Raw genomic sequence first — 19,089 nt, 5'->3', positions numbered from 1 at the left:
GAAAAAACTTTTTATGCCATTGAAAAAACTGCTCGTGTATGCAGTGGTAGCCACCACTTTTTTTTCCTGTAAGTTCCGTCAAAAAATATCCCTTGTAGTACATCATGCAAAGATCTATACGGCAGATGCTGATTTTTCTGTTGCCGAAGCTATGGCCATCAGGGATGGTAAGATCATTGCCGTTGGCACTAATGACGATATACTGAAAGAATATGAAGGAGAAGAAGAACTGAACGCCGGGGGTAAAACGATCTTCCCGGGTTTTATTGATGCTCATTGTCATTTTACCGGCTATGCCACCGACCTGTGGAAGTGCGACCTGGTAGGCACCAGTTCATTTGATGAGATCGTTGCCAAAATAACAGCCTATAGTAAAACAGCCCCCATGCAATGGTTGTATGGCCGTGGCTGGGACCAGAACGACTGGGAGATAAAGGAATTCCCTTCCAAAGAAAAACTGGATACATTGTTCCCGGACAGGCCGGTATTTTTAAAACGCATTGATGGCCATGCTGCGCTTGCCAATCAAAAAGCGCTGGACCTTGCTGCTATTACTGCTGCCACCACTATCACCGGCGGCAGTGTGGAGTTAAAGAATGGAAAGCCCACCGGTATTTTAATTGATAATGCGATGGACCTGGTGGAAAATGTGATTCCCCCGATCAGCGATTCGCTGGCAAAAAAATATTTAAGCGAAGCACAGATGACCTGTTTTGCTTTAGGACTTACGGGTGTGCATGACTGTGGTATCAGCGAGCATACGGTAGACCTGGTGGATGCCGAACAAAAAGCAGGACATTTAAAAATGAAGATATATGCCATGCTTACCGATAGTGCTCAATACTACGATAAATGGATAGCAAAGGGCATTTATAAAACCGACCTGCTGAATGTGGGCGGCTTTAAACTGTATGGCGATGGCGCTTTGGGCAGCCGTGGCGCCTGCCTGCTGCAGGACTATACGGATAAACCGGGCTGGAAAGGATTTTTACTCAGCGATCCTAAACATTTCAGAGAGGTAGCAGCAAAACTGGCCAATACCAAATTCCAGATGTGCACCCATGCCATTGGCGACAGCGGCAACAGGGAAATATTGAAAATATATGCAGCAGCGCTGAAAGGAAAGAATGATAAACGCTGGCGTATTGAACATGCGCAGGTGGTGGATTCTGCCGATATTACCCTGTTTGGTAATTATAATATCATCCCTTCTGTACAACCCACCCATGCCACCAGCGATATGTACTGGGCCGATAAAAGGCTGGGACCTGTAAGAATAAAACATGCTTATGCTTACGAAGAATTGCTGCGCCAGAATGGGTGGATGCCATTGGGCACCGACTTCCCGGTGGAAGATATCTCTCCTTTTAAAACATTTTTTGCAGCCGTTGCAAGGCAGGACAGTAAAGGCTTTCCCGATGGCGGTTTCCAGGTGGAGAATGCACTGAGCAGGGAAAATACCCTGCGGGGAATGACCATCTGGGCAGCCAAAGCAGCTTTTGAAGAGAAGGAAAAAGGCAGCCTGGAAAAAGGCAAGGCCGCCGATTTTATAATAGTGGACACCGACCTAATGCAATGCGAAGCAAAAGATATTTTAAAAGCCGTTGTTAATCAAACTTATATCAACGGAAAACTGGTGTTTAAAAAATAGGCCCGCAAGAATTATTTTGCAATTTGAATTAATGTGTTAGTTTTACACATTAATTCAAATTTGCTTGTTTATGAAGAAATACCTGCTTGCGCTGGTGCTGTTTTGTGTAGCAACTGCGGCTAATGCTCAACGCCTGTTGAGCTGGACTCCCGAATTTCCTGTAGATAATTCTAACCTGAGTATTACGGTGGATTGCTCCAAAGGCAACCAGGGCCTCTATAATTTTGAAAGCGGCAACTCCAGTAATGTGTATGTGCATGTGGGAGTGATCACTAACTTAAGTACCGGCCCATCTGACTGGAAATATGTAAAATTTACCTGGGGCACGGCCGACCCTGCGGCGCATGCTACACCACTCGGAGGTAACAAGTACCAGTACACGATAAATAATATCCGCAGCTTTTTTGGCGTACCTGCCGGCGAAACCATTCTTAAAGTAACCGTTATCTTCCGCAATGCTTCGGGTTCTTTAAAGCAGGTAAACTCTGATAACAGTGATATGTACCTGCCGGTGTATGGCAGTTCGGAATACGCAGTGCGCCTCAATCTCCCGCCTTTTGAACCCCGCTATATTCCCTGGGTGGAACCGATCAGTGTGGCGGTGGGTGGTAATATCAATATCACCGGTGTGGCATCTGCAAACTCGGCATTAACGTTAAAATTGAACGGCAACAGCATTGGTACAGCAGCTGCTGCCACCACTATTTCTGCCAATCCCACTATTACTACCGCCTGCAATCAAAAAGTAGTGCTGGAAGGTGATAATGGTTCCGGTATCAAAAAAGATTCTTTTGAATTTTATATAGCACCTTCCACAACAGTGGCCCCCGTACCTGCAGGTATGCAGGAAGGTATTAATTATGCGGCCAACAATACTTCGGCTACGCTGGTATTGTATGCACCCGGTAAAAACTCTGTGGTGGTGGTAGGCGATTTTACCAGCTGGTCGGTCAATTGCAGTTACCAGATGAATAAAACTGCAGATGGTAATTATTTCTGGATCACACTTACCGGCCTTACACCAGGTACCGAATATGCTTACCAATACCTGATAGATAACAGTATTAAAGTAGCCGATCCTTATGCGCAAAAAGTACTGGATCCGGATAACGATCCTTTTATCAGCAATGTTACCTATCCTAACCTTAAGCCCTACCCGACAGGGCTTACCACCGGCATTGTTAGTATACTGCAAACTGCGGAGCCTGCGTATAACTGGCAGGTAACCAACTTCAGCAGGCCCGATAAAAAGAACCTGATGATCTATGAATTACTCATAAGAGATTTTACCGCTCAGCACAGTTACCAGTCGCTGATAGACTCTTTGCAGTATTTTAAAAATTTAGGTATCAACGCTATTGAACTGATGCCCATCAATGAATTTACAGGCAACGAAAGCTGGGGTTACAATCCTACTTTCTACTTTGCGCCTGATAAATATTATGGTACAAAAAATAAACTGAAAGAATTTATTGATAAATGTCACCTGAGCGGCATTGCCGTGTTACTCGACGTGGTATATAATCAATGTGATAATAATGCACCACAGGCAAAAATGTACTGGAACAGCAGTACCAACCAGCCTGCCAATAACAATCCCTGGCTGAATGTAACGGCACCGCATCCATACAGCGTGTTCAACGATTTCAATCACACTTCTACAGCAACACAATATTTAGTGCAGCGTGCGCTCAATCACTGGCTGGATGAATATAAAGTGGATGGTTTCCGTTTTGACCTTGCCAAAGGTTTTACACAAACCCCCACCAATACCACCACGGTAGAAAATTACGATGCCACAAGGGTGGCTAACCTTAACCGTTATTACGATGGTACCATTCTTAACCACCCCAATACGTACATGATCCTCGAATTCCTGGGTACTTTACCTTGCCAGGAAGAACAGGAATATGCAGCCAAAGGTTTTATGCTTTGGGGCAATAACAACTATGCGTATAACCAATGCACCATGGGCTATACCACCGGTGCCGATATTGCACCGATTGTGTACAGTGATCCTAAAAAAGCTTATAACAATCCTGCCGAAGTGGGCTATATGGAAAGTCATGATGAAGAACGCACCATGTATAAAAACATCAACAACGGCAACTCTTCCGGCTCCTACAATGTTAAAACTTTATCAACTGCGCTGGCAAGGGAAGAAGCGGCTGCGGCTGTATTCTTTACCGTGCCCGGTCCTAAAATGATCTGGCAGTTTGAAGAAAGGGGTTATGATATACCGCTTACTTTCGGCGGTTCCAATGTGGCCAATAAGCCGCCGCACTGGGAATATATGGATGATCCCAACCGCAAACACCTGTACGATGTTTATAAGAGTATTATACAACTGCGTTTAGCCAATACCGGTATATTCAATAATACCAGCTTTACCTACGATCTCAGCAGTGGTTTGGTAAAAGTATTCCAGATAGCCGACCCGAATATCGGTGGTAAAAAAGTAACGGTGGTGGTAAACCTCGATGTGGTGTCACAAACCAAATCGGTAACTTTTCAATCTACCGGCGACTGGACCAATTATATCAGCAATGGAACCGGTACCGCATTAAATGGCGCTACCGGCAGCAATTTTAACCTGGCTGCTGCTGCGCAAAGCATTACGCTGCAGCCCGGCGAATATCATATTTATGTAAGCGTACCGGCTTGCGCCACACTGGCGCCCACAGCCACCAGCCCTATAAATTATTGTCAGAATGCAACTGCAACGCCGTTAACAGCAACCGGCACGGCACTGCTATGGTATACCGCTGCTACCGGCGGTACCGGCAGCAGTACAGCGCCTACACCTTCTACGGCTACTGCGGGTACTGTTACTTATTATGTAACACAAACAGTTGGCTGCGAGAGTGTACGCCTTCCCGTTACTGTTAACGTTACCGCCACACTGGGAGCACCTACTGTTACCAGTCCGCTTACTTATTGCCAGAATTCAACAGCAGCAGTACTTACCGCTACCGGCAGTAACTTAACATGGTATACCGTTGCAAGTGGTGGTACGGGCAGCAACACTGCACCTACGCCTTCTACTACAGCAGGTGGCACATTTAATTATTATGTAAGCCAGAAGAATAATTGTGGCGAAAGCCCCCGTGCCAATATCAGCGTGGTGGTTACGCCGGCACCGGCTGCACCAACAGGTTTAGCTGCTGCTGCCGGATCTAATTCGGTGGTATTGACGTGGAATGCAACAGCGGGTAATTATTATTCTGTAGATTATAAACCAACTAATTCCACTACCTGGATAAATGTGGCCAGTGCCGTTACTACAGGCACGGTTAGCATTCCTAATCTTGCAGCTGCTACTTCGTACGACTGGAGGGTGAGTGCTAATTGCTCCGCCACTCCTGTAAGCACTTATACAACTGCACAGTTTGCCACTATTTCCCGCAACAGTACCATTACCCGAATGAAGGATGGACTGGGTATCAGGATAACACCTGACCCTGTGGTTGGTAATGCGGTGATCGATTATATCGTTCCGGGCAATGGTAATACCGTCATTACATTGATGACCGTGCTGGGCCAGTCTTTGCAAACCCTGTGCAATGCGCCATTGGCAAGGGGGCAATATATGATACCAGTTACCTACCAGTTCAAGGCTTTGATAACCGGCGTATACTTTTTAAGGATCGAGCAAAACGGCAAGACCTTTTATACCCAGTTCTTAAAGCAATAAAATTGATTTACTTTTAAACCTTATTAACTTATGTCAACCGAACTCAATACCGATAAGGTAAAAAATATTAAAACCCTTTTAGGCATTAAAACCGAAGTGGAGAGCAGCAACAAGATTGCCCTCTCTGTTGATTGCGTGATCTTTGGATTTGATGAAAATAAACTGAAAGTATTATTGATACGAAGCGATCTGAAAAAATACCTGGGCAAATGGTCGCTGCTGGGCGACCTGGTATTACCTACCGAAGACCTGGACGCTGCCGCTTACCGTATTTTAAAACAACGTACGGGCCTGAGTGATGTATACCTGGAGCAGGTGCATACATTTGGCGCTGTTAACCGTCACCCGGCCGGCAGGGTGGTAACGGTTACTTACTGTTCGCTTATTAATGTGCAGCATCATAAGCTGAACATACTGGACAACGAGCTGCACTGGCATGATATAAAAAATGTTACCGACCTGGCTTTTGATCACCAGCAGATATTTGACACCTGCTACAGGCGCTTGCAAAAAAGGATACAGGAGCATCCGCTGGGCTTTAACCTGCTGCCTAAAAAATTCTCATTACGTGATCTGCAGAATTTATACGAAGCCATACTGGATACCAAGATGGACCGCAGGAACTTCCGCAAAAAATTCTTCTCCATGGATTTTTTAATTGATATTGACGAAATGGAACAGGACGTACCGCACCGCCCCGGCAAGCTCTATAAGTTCAATTATGAGAAGTATGAAAAGAAAAAGAAAAAATGGGTGGGGATCGATTTTTAGTACTGCTGTTTAACCCTTTGTTGTAAAAATGATTTTATTATAGCCCGGCCGTTTACCAGCCGGGCATTTTTTTACAAAAGACAGTTATTTACACTCAATCTATTGATTATCAATATTAAAATACTAATGCCTGTTAACTAAACTCCTGTTGCATTGATGCAGCGTTTTGCTTTTTAGTACTGCCTTTTATACTTTCCCTGTAAGTTTTACCCGGCAAAAAACGGCTCAAAAAAATATTTAACAAAATGTTTGTTATCTAAAATAAAGCCTTACTTTGCGTAAAATTTACACATACTTGTTTGTGTACTTTTTACACATCTGCAATTGCTTCTTAAATTTTAAAAACGATAAAGTTTGCGTGTATGAAAAAAAACATCCAACTATTTTTCCGTGTTTTTTTGCAAACGTTTGCATTACTGATTCTGTCAGTGGCAGCGTGGGCACAAACCGCCGTTACTGGTAAAGTAACGGACAGCAAAGACGGTTCGCCATTACCCGGTGTAACCGTAACTGTTAAAGGAACTGCAACCGCCACAAGAACTGGTGCCGATGGCAGTTTTTCTATTAATGCACCTGCCAATGCCACATTGATCTTTTCTTCTGTAGGCTTTGCAAGAATAGAGATGCCTGTTAACAGCAGGTCATCCATTGCTATTTCCCTGGTGCAGACCAACCAGCAGTTGAACGAAATTGTTGTGGTGGGATATGGTACCACCCGTAAAAAAGATCTTACCGGTGTAGTGAATGTGGTAGGTGCAAAAGATTTTCAAAAAGGAAGTATCACCACACCTGAGCAAATGCTGGCAGGTAAGGTACCGGGTGTTTCTATTGTTTCCAATGGTGGCCAGCCTGGTTCTGGAAGTACCATCCGTATACGTGGCGGTTCTTCCTTGAATGCCAGTAACAATCCTCTGATCGTGATCGATGGTGTGCCGCTGGATAACGATGGTATCAATGGCGCCAGCAACCCTTTAAGTTTTATCAATCCGAACGATATTGAAACTTTTACCGTGTTGAAAGATGCATCCGCTGCAGCTATCTACGGTACAAGGGCTGCCAACGGTGTAATCATCATCACCACTAAAAAAGGAAAATCCGGTGGTTTAAAAATGAACTTAAGCACTGTTACTTCTTTTGCCAGCAGAACCGGTGAAGTGGATGTACTGAATGGCGACCAGGTAAGGGCCATTGTTGCACAGCTCGGCAATGCCAAGCAAAAAAGCCAGGTTGGTACCGCAAACACCGACTGGCAGGATGCGATCTATCATACAGCAGTATCAACTGATAATAATCTCAGCTTCAGCGGTGGTATCAAAAAACTGCCTTACCGTGTATCGCTGGGTTACTCTTACCTGAATGGTATTTTACAGACAGATCATTTACAAAAAACATCACTTGCACTGGTATTGAATCCTACTTTCTTTCATAATACCTTAAAGGTGGATATCAACCTGAAAGGAGCGCTTGAAAAAACAAGGTTTGCTAACCAGGGCGCTATTGGTGGTGCGGTTAGTTTTGATCCAACACAAAATATCCGCTCCAACAGCCCCCGTTACAATGGTTACTACGAATGGCTGGAATCGAACGGCGACCTGATATTGAACCGTCCGAATAACCCGGTGGGTATGTTAAAAGAAACTTTTGACGAGCAATCTCCTAAAAGAAGTATTGGTAATATACAATTTGATTACAGCATTCCTTATGTAAAAGGATTGCGTGCAAACCTTAACCTTGCTTATGATGTAAGCAAAAGCACCGGTACTTATTTTGTGAATGATAGTGCAGCACAGGCTTATGTGATCGGTAAACCAGGTATCGGTGGTTCTAAAAGTTCCAGCAAATCCACCAAACAAAATACCGTGGTTGATTTCTATCTTAATTATGTAAGGGAGTTTCCTTCTATCCATAGCAGGATAGATGTTACAGCCGGTTATACCTATAACAATTACCTGGCTACTTATTACAACTATCGTGGCTACAATGCAAAGGGCGATACTATTGCAGGTACCACCAACCCTACTTTCCCTTTCAACAAACCAGAAAATACTTTGATCGGCGTTTTTGGAAGGCTGAACTATTCTTTAAGCGACAAATACTATTTAACGGCCACTTTCAGGCGTGATGGTTCTTCCCGCTTTGGCCCGTCTTATAAATATGCCAACTTCCCTTCTGTTGCCTTATCATGGAAATTGAAGAACGAAGCTTTTTTAACCAACAGCAAAACGATCTCTGAAATGAGACTGCGTTTAGGCTATGGCGTTACCGGCCAGCAGGATGGTATTGACAATTACAGCTACCTGGCTTATTACAGCTTAAGTGGCTCTAATTCACTCACGCAGTTTGGTAACAGCTATTATTACACTTATGCACCGGCAGGGTTTTATCCTAACCGTAAATGGGAAGAAACCACCGGTTACAACGTTGGACTGGATTATGGTTTCCTGAATAACAAGATCACCGGTAGTGTTGATTTTTACCTGAAGAGGACCAAGGATCTGCTGAATAAAGTTTCGCAACCTGCTGGTACCAACTTCTCTGCGTATATACTCGCTAACGTTGGTAATATGGATAACAAAGGGGTGGAATTCAACATCAATGTTGCGGCTGTAAGAAACAAAACATTTACCTGGGATGCCAACTTTAACGCCACTTATAATAAAAACACCATTACTAATTTAACCATTGTGCCAAAAGATGCGAATTATGTAGGTGCTCCGGGCGGTGGTGCTGATGGTGTTAACGGTCCTATACAATATAGCCAGGTAGGTTATGCAAAAAACACTTTTGAATTATACCACCAGGTGTATGATATCAATGGCAAACCAATTGAAGGTTTGTTTGAAGATGTGAACCGTGATGGTATCATCAATGAAAAAGATAAATACCTGGGCAAGGCACCGGATGCTAACCTGTACTTTGGTTTCAGTTCTAATTTCTCTTATAAAAAATGGACTGCTTCATTTGTGTTAAGGTCCAGCTTCAACAATTATGTATACAACAATATTTACAGCAACCTGGGTAAATCCACCCAGATACTGGATGCTTATACCATCCACAACGGTTCTGTAAATTACCTGGAAACACAGTTTACCGGTAAAACCGACATACAGGGTTTCAGTGATTATTACCTGGAAAATGCTTCCTTTTTAAGGATGGACAACCTTGCATTTGGTTACAACTTTGGTATGCTGGCAAAAAGCAGGTATTCATTAAGGCTGAGCGCTACTGCGCAGAATGTTTTTGTGATCACTAAGTACAAAGGACTGGATCCGGAAGTGAACGGCGGTATTGATAAGAATCTTTACCCACGTCCAAGGATCATTTCTATTGGCGCCAACCTTGATTTTTAATTAATAAAACTGAAAAATAATTGTATGAAATATAATTCTTTTAAATCACTATTGATCGTTCCGGTACTGGCTTTTACAGTACTGGCCGGCTGTAAGGATAAACTAAATCTTTCGCCTACCAACGATCTTACGAACGATAAAGTTTTTGCAACCCCATTAGGTTACAAACAGGCTTTGGCCAAAGTATATGGCGTAATGCTTACTACGGGCAGCCAGGGCGCCGGCAGCGGCGATCTTCCTGCGGAGATCATCAGCGATGCCGGTAACTCCGATTTTTTCCGTAACCTCTGGTACCTGGAATGCCTGAGTACGGATGAAGCCGGCTGGACCTATCATGGTAATACCGACCCGATCGGTATTCACCAGATGAACTGGACCTCGGTGAACTTTTCTGTAAAATGTAGTTATTACAGGTCTTACTATGCTATCACGCTGGCAAATAATTTTATCACGGAGTCTGCTGATTCAAAAGTTGCAGAACGTGGTATCAGTGGTAAAGATGCGGCTGATATTAAAGTGTATAAAGATGAAGCCCGTTTTTTAAGAGCGTATCATTACTGGTTATTAATGGATCTGTTTGGTAATCCTCCATTGGTTACAGATTCTGTTCCTATTGGTTCTAAAACTTTTCCAAAACAGGTGGGCCGTCCGGCGCTGTTCAATTATATCGAAAGCGAACTGAAAGATCTTGCCAACACTTTGCCTGCACCTAAAGCCAATGAATATGGCAGGGTTGACCAGGCTGCTGCATGGTCGTTACTGGCCCGCCTTTACCTGAATGCCGAAGTATATACCGGCGCTGCAAGGTATACGGATGCGCTTACTTATTGTAACAAAGTTATCGGTGCCGGCTACACGCTGCACCCTGTGTATAAAGAACTGATGCTGGCAGATAATCATTTAAATACAGATGAATTTATCTGGACAGCTCCTTATGATGGTATTGCTACGCAAACTTATGGTGGCACTACGTTTTTGATCCATGGCCCTGCAGGCGTTACCGGCGACACTACCGGGTGCAGCGGTACCTGGGGTTGTATCAGGATCACACAGCAGTTTGTGGATATGTTCGATCCTGCAGATATCCGTGGCCAGTTCTGGACCAGCGGACAAAGCAAGATCATGACGCAGTTGCTGGATGTTGCTACTGATGGTTATTCTTCTACCAAGTTCAGGAATAAAACAAGGGCGGGTGTTATCGCTCCTAATATTGATAATGGTAAAACATTCTCCAGCATCGATATGCCTTTGTTCCGTTTGGCTGAAATTTATTTGATCTATGCTGAAGCCGTATTAAGAGGTGGAACCGGTGGTTCAAACGCAACTGCTTTAGGTTACTTAAAACAACTCGCAGTAAGGGCAAGGCCATCTGATGCCAATGCAGCGAATTATCCAACACTTACGCTGCCTTATATCATTGCTGAAAGAGGCCGTGAGTTGATGTGGGAAGGCCATCGCCGTACCGACCTGATCCGTTTTGGTCAGTTCACTACCGGCGCTTACCTGTGGGCATGGAAAGGTGGTGTGGCATCCGGTACTGCTGTGGACAGCAAGTATAACCTGTACCCGCTGCCTTCAGATGATCTTTCTGCAAACCCATCCCTGGTACAAACTACAGGCTATTAATCATACTATTTAAAATTGTTTGAAATGAAAAAAATGATAAAAAATATAAGCGTTGTTTTAGTAGCGGTGATCTTATTCTCTGCCTGCAAAAAGCAAATTGCCGAAGTGCAGTACTTAGGTGGTACAGCGCCGGTACTGACCGCTTCTTCTACCAGCGCCACGGTGCTTAATATTGCCGATAAATTAAAAACGGCCATTACATTTACCTGGACCAATCCTAATTACCAGTTCACTACCGGTATCAGCTCGCAGGATGTAGTGTACACGTTACAGGTAGACACCACCGGCGCCAATTTTAAAAGCGCCAATTTAAAAGAGATGGTGATCTCTAAAGACCTGTCTGTTACACTTACAGTAGGTGATTACAATAACCTGTTTGCCAGCTGGGCAGAAAATATGCCGCATAATTTTGAATTCAGGATCAGGTCTACACTGGGCAATGGTGCAGTTCCGCTTTATTCCAATGTAGTGAAGATCGTAGTTACGCCTTATCTTGATGTTGCCGTACCATTGCCTGTTACTGGTGTTGGTAACCTGTACCTGATCGGCAGCGCCACACCAGGTGGTGATGCACATGGATGGGACAATCCTGTACCGGCTCCGCCAAATTTGCCGGTTGGTACAGTATCACAGCAGTTCACTAAAACAAGTTCCACCACTTTTGAAATAACCATTCCTTTGATCGGTGGTAAAGAATATTTAGTGATCCCTGATAATGGTTCTTGGGCCAACAAATATGCGGTTAAAAAGGCTGATGTTACATCAGACGGCGGGCCTTTTGGTTACAACTATGGAGATAATTTCCCTGGCCCAAGCGCTTCGGGCAATTATAAGATTGTTCTGAATTTTAAAACAGGCAAATTCACTGTAACCAAAATATAAATACAGCACCAATACTTTTATCAAAACAAATAAGTCTATATGAAATATATTTTAAAACTTTTGCCGGTACTGATGGGAATGATCTTAGTGATCAGCGGCTGCGATAAATTAGACAAGATGGATCCTTTGCCTGTTTATCAACTGGGCGTTTCTCCTGTACTGAGCAGTTCTACCACCACGGTGGCTCCCCTGCTTGCAGACAGCAATAAAGCAGTGGTGAATTTTTCCTGGACCAATCCTCACTACTCCAACGATTCAGCTACCACCAAATACATACTGGAGATAGATACTACCGGGAGGAATTTTGCAAAAGAAGGTACCAGGATCGTGATAGGTAATTTAAGCACTTCTTTAACCGGTCGTGAGCTGAATGCCTATCTACTGACACTGGGCTTTAAACTGAATGTGGCGCAAACCATCGATGTACGTTTAATGTCTTCTTACAACAATAACAATGAAAGATACATTTCCAATGTACTGAAATTAACGGTAACGCCTTTTGCTGATCCTTCTGTACTGGTAACTGCCAATAGTGCTGTTACGGTTACGCTGGCCAATGCATCACAGCCATCCAATACTTTCAGCTGGACCGCTTCTTTTAAAGGTTTTGCAGATTCAGTTACTTACTCTTTGCAATACGATTCGGCCGGTAAGAATTTTGTGGCGCCATTGGAAATTGCGGTAGGCAAATCTATTTTAACCAAGGGCCTTACACAGGGCGAAATGAACACCACTGCATTAACTTCGGGTATCCCCGGGGGTAATACCGGTAAAGTGGAATACCGCGTTAAAGCAGTAACACCATTGGGTGCAATTGCTTACTCCAACGTGGTTACAGTTACCATTCAAAGCTATGTGCCTATTTTAAGAATGTACCTGCCGGGCAGCTACCAGGCCGCTACAGGCAATGGCAGCGACTGGGATCCGGGCAGCGCTCCGGAACTGATCCGTGACCTGCGTTCCAGCGTTTTCAACGATATGTATTATATCTACATTTATTTACCTGCCAATACCGAATTTAAAGTTACCACCGGCCGCACCTGGGATGTTAACTATGGTGGTACCGGGGGTAACCTGGTACAGAACAGCCCGAATAATTTAAAAGTTACCACTGCGGGTGTGTACAGGATATCTGTTAACCGCACTACTTTAAAATATGATATCCGTGCAGGAAGAATGGGCTTTGTAGGTGGCGCTACCGGTGCAGGCTGGAATCCGCCGGGCGTATTCCCTACTTATGCAATGGGCGCTCCTGCCACCAATCTTTTTGTAGGCATCAACAGTTTTGTTGCAAACGATGCCTGGAAACTGATCGATAACGATAGCTGGAATAACGGCAGCAATGCAGTGGATGAAACAAGAAGCTATGGATCAACCGGCGGCGATGGCAGCACGATGGAAGTGAACGGTGCCAACTTCCCGAATATCACGGATGCCACTTCCCGCAAAAGGGTGATCTGGGATGGCCGTGATGTGAACAATATCAAATACTTCATCAGCCCTGCTACTGAAATGAGGGTGGTAGGTGATGGTATCAACCAGGCTGGTGTGAACGATTGGGATCCTCCTACATCTCCTCAAATGACCTATACCGGTAATGGCATCTGGACCATCACCATTACTTTAAAAGCCGGTAAGGATATTAAATTCTTAGCAGGCAATGCATGGGGTGCTTTTGATTATGAAGATAACAGCGGTCAAAGCCAGGCTACCGGTGTAGATAAAAAGATCAAATGGGAAGGCGGCGACAATTTTAAAACGCCTGCCACAGCTGGTACTTATACCATTACATTGAATGAAAATAACCAAACCATGAAGATCAATTAATGGATGGTTATATAAATTATCATAAGGGCCGGCGCAATACCGGCCCTTTTTATTAAAAGAATTATTGCAAACAGTTGTAAATTCAACATCCGTAATTTAAATAACATTTTATGTTTAAAGGATTGCTTCTTTCCTGCCTGCTGATAGGTGGTTTTTGTTGTTCGTGCAGTAAAAAAAATAACCCTGCTGCTAACCCTGCGCCGCCTGCCAAAGTATTTTATAATTACAATACTTTCGTAATGGGCTCCGACCTTTCGTATGTGAATGAAGTGCAGGATTATGGTGGTGTTTACAAAGATTCCGGTGTGGTTAAAGATCCGTTCGTGATCTTTAAAAATCATGGCAATAACACGGTAAGGGTTCGCTTATGGCATAATCCTGATTGGATGAAAGCATTGAACGGCGGTAAAATGTACAGCGACCTGTATGATGTAGAAAAAACAATTCAACGGGCAAAAGCTGCAGGCATGGCAGTGAACCTGGATATACATTATTCTGATACCTGGGCCGACCCGGATCATCAATCTATACCGGCGGCATGGGCGGGTTTGAGTTTAAGTGTTTTAAAAGATTCTGTTTACAACTACACAATGGCCGTGTTGAATTATTTAAAAACAAAGAACCTGGTGCCTGAAATGATACAGGTGGGCAATGAAACCAATAGCGGTATGTTGTGGCCGGTTGGCAAAACTTCGGGCAGCGACTTCACTGCTTTTTGCACCTTATTAAAAAGTGGTATCAAGGCAGTACGTGATTTTTCAACTACCTCCACTATAAAGCCACAAATAATTTTACACGTGGCGCAATTACAAAATGCTGCTTTCTGGTGCAGCAAGGTTATTACCAATGGCGGTGTTACAGATTTTGATATCATTGGTCTTTCGCATTACAGCAAATGGGGCACCATTAATGCAATGGCGGATATTACCGCCAATATCAAAAGCCTTAAAACCACTTATGGAAAAAAAGTAATGCTGGTGGAAACGGGTTATGCTTTTACCACAGCAGGTGCAGACAGTTATAATAATTTGATCGATGCCAGTTCTATGGTGGCAGGTTATCCTATTACGCAGGAAGGTCAATTGGCTTATATGAAAGAGCTTACACAGGCAGTGATCAATGGTGGTGGCAGTGGTGTGATGTATTGGGAGCCTGCATGGATCACCTCTTCATTAAAAATATCTTTGGGGTACCGGCAGCAGTTGGGAAAATATGTGCTTATTCGATTTTGGTGGCAATACTTTACCGGCAATAGATTATATGACCTGGGCGTATAAATTTTAAACCCTTTTACAAAGTAACGATACCATTTTTAATAGCATACATTACTAAACCCACCCTTGTTTTTAATTGTAGTTTTTCAAACAGCGCATCCCTGTAGCCATCAATGGTGCGGGGGCTTACAAACATTTTATCGGCAATTTCTTTATAGGTCAGTTCGGTGCAGGCGTATTTTAAAAAGTCGGTTTCCCGTTCATTCAGGTTGCTGATGATATTGACGTCGCTTCCTTCATCATCAATTTTGTTAATGGCGTGGATGAGCTTACCGCTTACCAGGTCGCTGTAATAATAACCCTTTGCCATTAATGCATCAATAGCTGCTTTCAGCTCCGCCGGTTCACTGTCTTTTAAAATATAGCCTTTGGCGCCGCATTTCAGCATGCGTATAATAGAATTCTCATTGTCGTACATACTCAGTGCAAGCACTTTGATATCCGGGTGATTTGTTTTAAGCCATTGTGTAGCCTGGAACCCGTCCATTACCGGCATATTTATATCCATCAATACCACATCGGGTAAAGTCGCCCCATTTAATTTTTCAATGAATTCCTGGCCATCATCTGCTTCAAAAACTACCGTATAGCCAATGCTTTCCAGCAACTGGGCAAGCCCCATGCGGAGGAGGGAGTGATCATCTACGAGTACAATGGAAGGCATGGTTAAGGTTTAAGAATTCTGGATGAAAATAGTGAATTTACCGGAAAAAATAAGGTGAAAAGACGGGAGCGGTATTTTGCAGTGTCCATTAGTTTTGGTTTTGTGAGGAAAGGCTTGGATTTATGGAATACATGTTTTATAATTACTGAAGCAAATATTTTTTAACCTGATAAAATTTTAAATTTATGGGAAATCAAATTCCTGCAAATAACCTAGCGCTTATTACCAGCAATCCGAAAAGTTGTTCCGGAAAGTGTTCTGCAACTATTACACATAAAAGCGGTAATACTTATACCGTTGCATTTACTATTACTGATGTTGATTTTGACCTAGAATTGGATGCGTCTTTTTCCAAAGATGATAATAACACTTCAGGAAGTCCAATTAATCCACACAATGCTGACACAACAAAAATTTACGGCGCCTTTCCCAATACAGGAACAGCAAATTTAATCGACCCAAATACTCCTATAGATTTAAATTTCCAGGTAGTTACGCATGGAGCAATTGACGTAGTTTATCTCAATTTTCAAACAAGAGATATAAAAAGTTCAGGGATTAAAGTAAGAAGTGGTGTTTGATTTCATCTAACCACTTCATCCATTAGCAAAAGCCAGTTTTTGCAAGCATTGAAAAATCCTGCACTAGAAGATTGGTCAATTTCCTGTAGAATAATATCAGAAAAAATATCAGACTTGCGAAAAGCAGAAACAGGCCAATAAATACTAAGTGCTGTAGGTGTAACGTTGCAGTTATTATAAATTTGATTATTATTCCATCTATCACCCTTATGACTTCTAAGGGTGATAGCTTGAATATAATTTGATAAGTCTCTTTCAAATTCAGACATCTTTAATCTATCGAATAAAAGTCCGTCATGAAATTTTCCAATATTAGAAAGTACATGCAATAGATCATATTGCTGATATCCTGCTTCAACATCAAAGTTATAAGCCAAGCGTGTACAAAACTCAATCAGGTTCTTTCTTTTAAGAGCATCTTTTTCAGTAGTTGTAATTACTGTCAAAAGATAACCTGCAAACTCATTTATTTTTTCAACAAGCAGATCAATCAAAGTCGACCGTGATAATTTATCTTCACTACTTAATTTTACCGCAAAAATCGCCCATCTTCCAATAGCTTCTCTCGTAGCAGCTCTTTTGCCCGTCTCATCTTTTATGGTATCAATAATACTGTCCGTGAGTGATTCAGGTAATAAAACTTCCCCTTTTTTAGCACTATCATAGAAGCATTCCATTATTGATTTATAATTATATGCAGGGAATTCTATGCCGGTTTGAGGTGCGATTAAAATATCTACGGAATCCTTCAACCAACACATTGTATCAATATTCATCATCCAGCAATTCATCATTACGACTACATCAATTTTTTTTGTCTCGAATCCCATTTTAATCGATTCGGCTAATTCCTTGTTTGAGAGTAGTTCTACTTTATACTCAACGCCATTTTCTAATGACATTTGCATTAGAAGCTTTGTTATATTTATCCCACTTTTTTTGTCCTCAACAGGAAATTCATATAATTTATTTCCCTGCAACCTGAATTCCTTTTTACTATTCACCAGTTCTCTTATATCTGAAAATTCCATCGTCCCTTCTTTGGCATTATTCTTAATCACCGCTTGAACCGCCTTTGCAAATTCCTTAAGATAGAAACAGTAGCTTTCATTTACAACCGTACTCCATTCAATCATTTTTTCAATTTTTGTTTGGTTGTTCTTAAATATACCAAACACAGATCCATGATCAAAAGTATTTAGCAATATCTTATACTCTGTATTTTTTTCCCTTTCGTTAATTTCTTTAAATATTTTACCAAGATCTTCAACTTTACTAATTGTAATCTCTTTTTCAGTTTTTTTTACTGACTCAAATTCCTGGCACAGGATCACATTTTTATTATTTACTCCCTCCTTAATTTGAAAAAGGAAGGTGCTGCTAACTCCCTTACTGTTTTTTTTATAATTTAGTGTACTGAAAATTGCGTAAACGGAAATACGGTTTTCGAATAACTTGCTTTTAAGGATATCTTCGCACAGACTATCCAATGTTTGAAGAAGTTCGACATTAATTACAGATTTTGATTGTTGGGTTTCTTCATTAACAAAATCAGCGTATATTAGATAAACAATCACCCATTTTCCATTAATTTGTACAGGTACATTTTCCATATTTTTGTTGGTTTGGTTTTAACTACAAATGCTTATGGTCAAAAATCAGAGTTTAAATCATTTACCAAATACGCACAGCAGCAGGGCTTGAGTAGTTACAATATAAAAAAAATTTTCAAAGATCATAGAGGTTTTTTATGGGTGGCAACCCAAGATGGCATTAATAAATTTGATGGCAACAGTTTCATAAAATATACTCACAATTCAGAAGCAAAGCACCAAATAAACGGAGCTGATATAAGAGAGATCATCGAAGATTCAGTTCATGAAAAACTCTGGATAATCCCTACCCAAGGCAATATTAATAGCATAAGTTTACTCACCGGAAATGTTATTGACAACATTGTTATTCCGTACAATGACCCGGAAGGCTGGAGCCTTACAATGCTCTTGCAAAAGCAAAAAATATGGATAGGCACTTTTACCGGTGTTAAAATCTATGATATTTCTACTGGAAAGTTTGAAGAAGATATTAAGCCTCCCGTAAATAATACCAAAAATTCAACTTCCTTTGAAGTAGGTAAAATGTTTGAAGACAGTCACAATAATATTTGGGTTTTTTATTGTGGTTACGGAATCGTTGTATATAAAGCTGATTCTAAAAAAATAATTAAGGAAATTACCCTTACAGATTTAAATGACATTTTAAAAACCGGAAATTTCAGGTTCAACGACTTTCTATTTAACTCCCCTAATGAGATATTATTGGCAACAAGCCAAGGTTTGCGTAAAATAAAATTCGACGAAAATTATAATTGCACAGTCATTAACAACCCTTGCGATGGTTTTGACAAAATAAATACAGAGTCAGTAGAGGCAATAGGCAGAACAAAAAATAAAGTAGTCCTTGTGTCTGCGCAAAGTAACCTGTATGCTTTTGATAACAATTCTTTCAAAATACACTACTATAAAGGAAACTACAAGCGGTTCAGAGGGAAATTGGTTGAGTTCCGTTCATTATATATATACAGACTATACCGACAATATTGTATGGCTAGGTTCCGAGCAGGGAGTCAGTTTTTTTAAAGACGGGCCTTCGTTATTTACTTCTTATTATTTTGATGAATCAAGTTACAATAAGCTTGAGCATGTCAGAAGCATTTTGCCTGTCGAAAACGACAAGATTTTAATTGGCTTACTAAACGGTTTGGGAGAA

General features: G+C 42.0%; 12 protein-coding genes. 10 read left to right on the top strand and 2 right to left on the bottom strand.

The annotated features are described in order from the left end of the window. The first annotated feature begins 13 nt into the window (after positions 1-13). The 8 genes from QM738_RS07785 (at position 14) to QM738_RS07750 (ending at position 15,078) form a co-directional block, all read left to right on the top strand. Entirely contained in the window at positions 14-1,651 is a 1,638-nt protein-coding gene (locus QM738_RS07785) for an amidohydrolase (protein ID WP_462276120.1), read from the top strand. Between the two features lie 70 nt (positions 1,652-1,721). Beyond that, positions 1,722-5,345: an alpha-amylase family glycosyl hydrolase gene (locus tag QM738_RS07780; RefSeq protein WP_462276119.1), complete on the top strand. Its 3,624-nt coding sequence runs from the start codon at positions 1,722-1,724 to the stop codon at positions 5,343-5,345. Positions 5,346-5,375: 30 nt separating this feature from the next. Beyond that, a complete protein-coding gene (locus tag QM738_RS07775; protein ID WP_462276118.1) occupies positions 5,376-6,116 on the top strand; it encodes an NUDIX hydrolase in 741 nt (246 codons plus the stop codon). A 362-nt stretch (positions 6,117-6,478) separates the two neighbouring features. Next, entirely contained in the window at positions 6,479-9,466 is a 2,988-nt protein-coding gene (locus QM738_RS07770; protein WP_462276117.1) for a SusC/RagA family TonB-linked outer membrane protein, read from the top strand. A 24-nt stretch (positions 9,467-9,490) separates the two neighbouring features. Continuing rightward, positions 9,491-11,092, top strand: a complete 1,602-nt coding sequence (locus QM738_RS07765) for a RagB/SusD family nutrient uptake outer membrane protein (RefSeq protein WP_462276116.1) — start codon at positions 9,491-9,493, stop codon at positions 11,090-11,092. 24 nt (positions 11,093-11,116) lie between these two features. Further along, positions 11,117-11,974 (top strand): SusE domain-containing protein, encoded by an 858-nt coding sequence (locus QM738_RS07760; RefSeq protein WP_462276115.1) that lies wholly within the window; start codon positions 11,117-11,119, stop codon positions 11,972-11,974. Positions 11,975-12,013: 39 nt separating this feature from the next. Then, positions 12,014-13,801: a SusE domain-containing protein gene (locus QM738_RS07755; RefSeq protein WP_462276114.1), complete on the top strand. Its 1,788-nt coding sequence runs from the start codon at positions 12,014-12,016 to the stop codon at positions 13,799-13,801. Positions 13,802-13,911: 110 nt separating this feature from the next. After that, on the top strand, positions 13,912-15,078 hold the full coding sequence (locus tag QM738_RS07750) for a glycoside hydrolase family 53 protein (RefSeq protein WP_462276113.1): 1,167 nt from the start codon (positions 13,912-13,914) through the stop codon (positions 15,076-15,078). A gap of 13 nt (positions 15,079-15,091) precedes the next feature. Here the strand turns inward: QM738_RS07750 and QM738_RS07745 are convergent, their stop codons facing one another. Next, on the bottom strand, positions 15,092-15,739 hold the full coding sequence (locus tag QM738_RS07745) for a response regulator (protein ID WP_462276112.1): 648 nt from the start codon (positions 15,737-15,739) through the stop codon (positions 15,092-15,094). 185 nt (positions 15,740-15,924) lie between these two features. Between QM738_RS07745 and QM738_RS07740 the strand changes: the two genes are divergently transcribed. Next, positions 15,925-16,320 carry a hypothetical protein gene (locus QM738_RS07740; RefSeq protein ID WP_462276111.1) on the top strand — a complete coding sequence of 132 codons (396 nt, stop codon included), beginning with the start codon at positions 15,925-15,927 and terminating at the stop codon, positions 16,318-16,320. Positions 16,321-16,322: 2 nt separating this feature from the next. Here the strand turns inward: QM738_RS07740 and QM738_RS07735 are convergent, their stop codons facing one another. Further along, complete coding sequence (locus tag QM738_RS07735) at positions 16,323-17,933, bottom strand: hypothetical protein (protein ID WP_462276110.1); 1,611 nt, start codon at positions 17,931-17,933, stop codon at positions 16,323-16,325. Positions 17,934-17,945: 12 nt separating this feature from the next. Between QM738_RS07735 and QM738_RS07730 the strand changes: the two genes are divergently transcribed. Next, the gene (locus QM738_RS07730; RefSeq protein ID WP_462276109.1) at positions 17,946-18,959 is read left to right on the top strand and encodes a ligand-binding sensor domain-containing protein; all 1,014 of its coding nucleotides are present in this window, start codon (positions 17,946-17,948) and stop codon (positions 18,957-18,959) included. Positions 18,960-19,089: the final 130 nt, after the last annotated feature.

It is taken from the genome of Ferruginibacter sp. (genome assembly GCF_049840995.1).
Lineage (GTDB): Bacteria > Bacteroidota > Bacteroidia > Chitinophagales > Chitinophagaceae > Ferruginibacter.
This window is presented reverse-complemented; position numbering and strand designations above follow the sequence as displayed.

What these genes read in the sequence shown, in the direction of transcription:
- QM738_RS07785 (WP_462276120.1), top strand. Translation starts at nt 14, where the DNA reads ATGCCATTGAAAAAACTGCTCGTGTATGCAGTGGTAGCCACCACTTTT.
- QM738_RS07780 (WP_462276119.1), top strand. Translation starts at nt 1,722, where the DNA reads ATGAAGAAATACCTGCTTGCGCTGGTGCTGTTTTGTGTAGCAACTGCG.
- QM738_RS07775 (WP_462276118.1), top strand. Translation starts at nt 5,376, where the DNA reads ATGTCAACCGAACTCAATACCGATAAGGTAAAAAATATTAAAACCCTT.
- QM738_RS07770 (WP_462276117.1), top strand. Translation starts at nt 6,479, where the DNA reads ATGAAAAAAAACATCCAACTATTTTTCCGTGTTTTTTTGCAAACGTTT.
- QM738_RS07765 (WP_462276116.1), top strand. Translation starts at nt 9,491, where the DNA reads ATGAAATATAATTCTTTTAAATCACTATTGATCGTTCCGGTACTGGCT.
- QM738_RS07760 (WP_462276115.1), top strand. Translation starts at nt 11,117, where the DNA reads ATGAAAAAAATGATAAAAAATATAAGCGTTGTTTTAGTAGCGGTGATC.
- QM738_RS07755 (WP_462276114.1), top strand. Translation starts at nt 12,014, where the DNA reads ATGAAATATATTTTAAAACTTTTGCCGGTACTGATGGGAATGATCTTA.
- QM738_RS07750 (WP_462276113.1), top strand. Translation starts at nt 13,912, where the DNA reads ATGTTTAAAGGATTGCTTCTTTCCTGCCTGCTGATAGGTGGTTTTTGT.
- QM738_RS07745 (WP_462276112.1), bottom strand. Translation starts at nt 15,739, where the DNA reads ATGCCTTCCATTGTACTCGTAGATGATCACTCCCTCCTCCGCATGGGG.
- QM738_RS07740 (WP_462276111.1), top strand. Translation starts at nt 15,925, where the DNA reads ATGGGAAATCAAATTCCTGCAAATAACCTAGCGCTTATTACCAGCAAT.
- QM738_RS07735 (WP_462276110.1), bottom strand. Translation starts at nt 17,933, where the DNA reads ATGGAAAATGTACCTGTACAAATTAATGGAAAATGGGTGATTGTTTAT.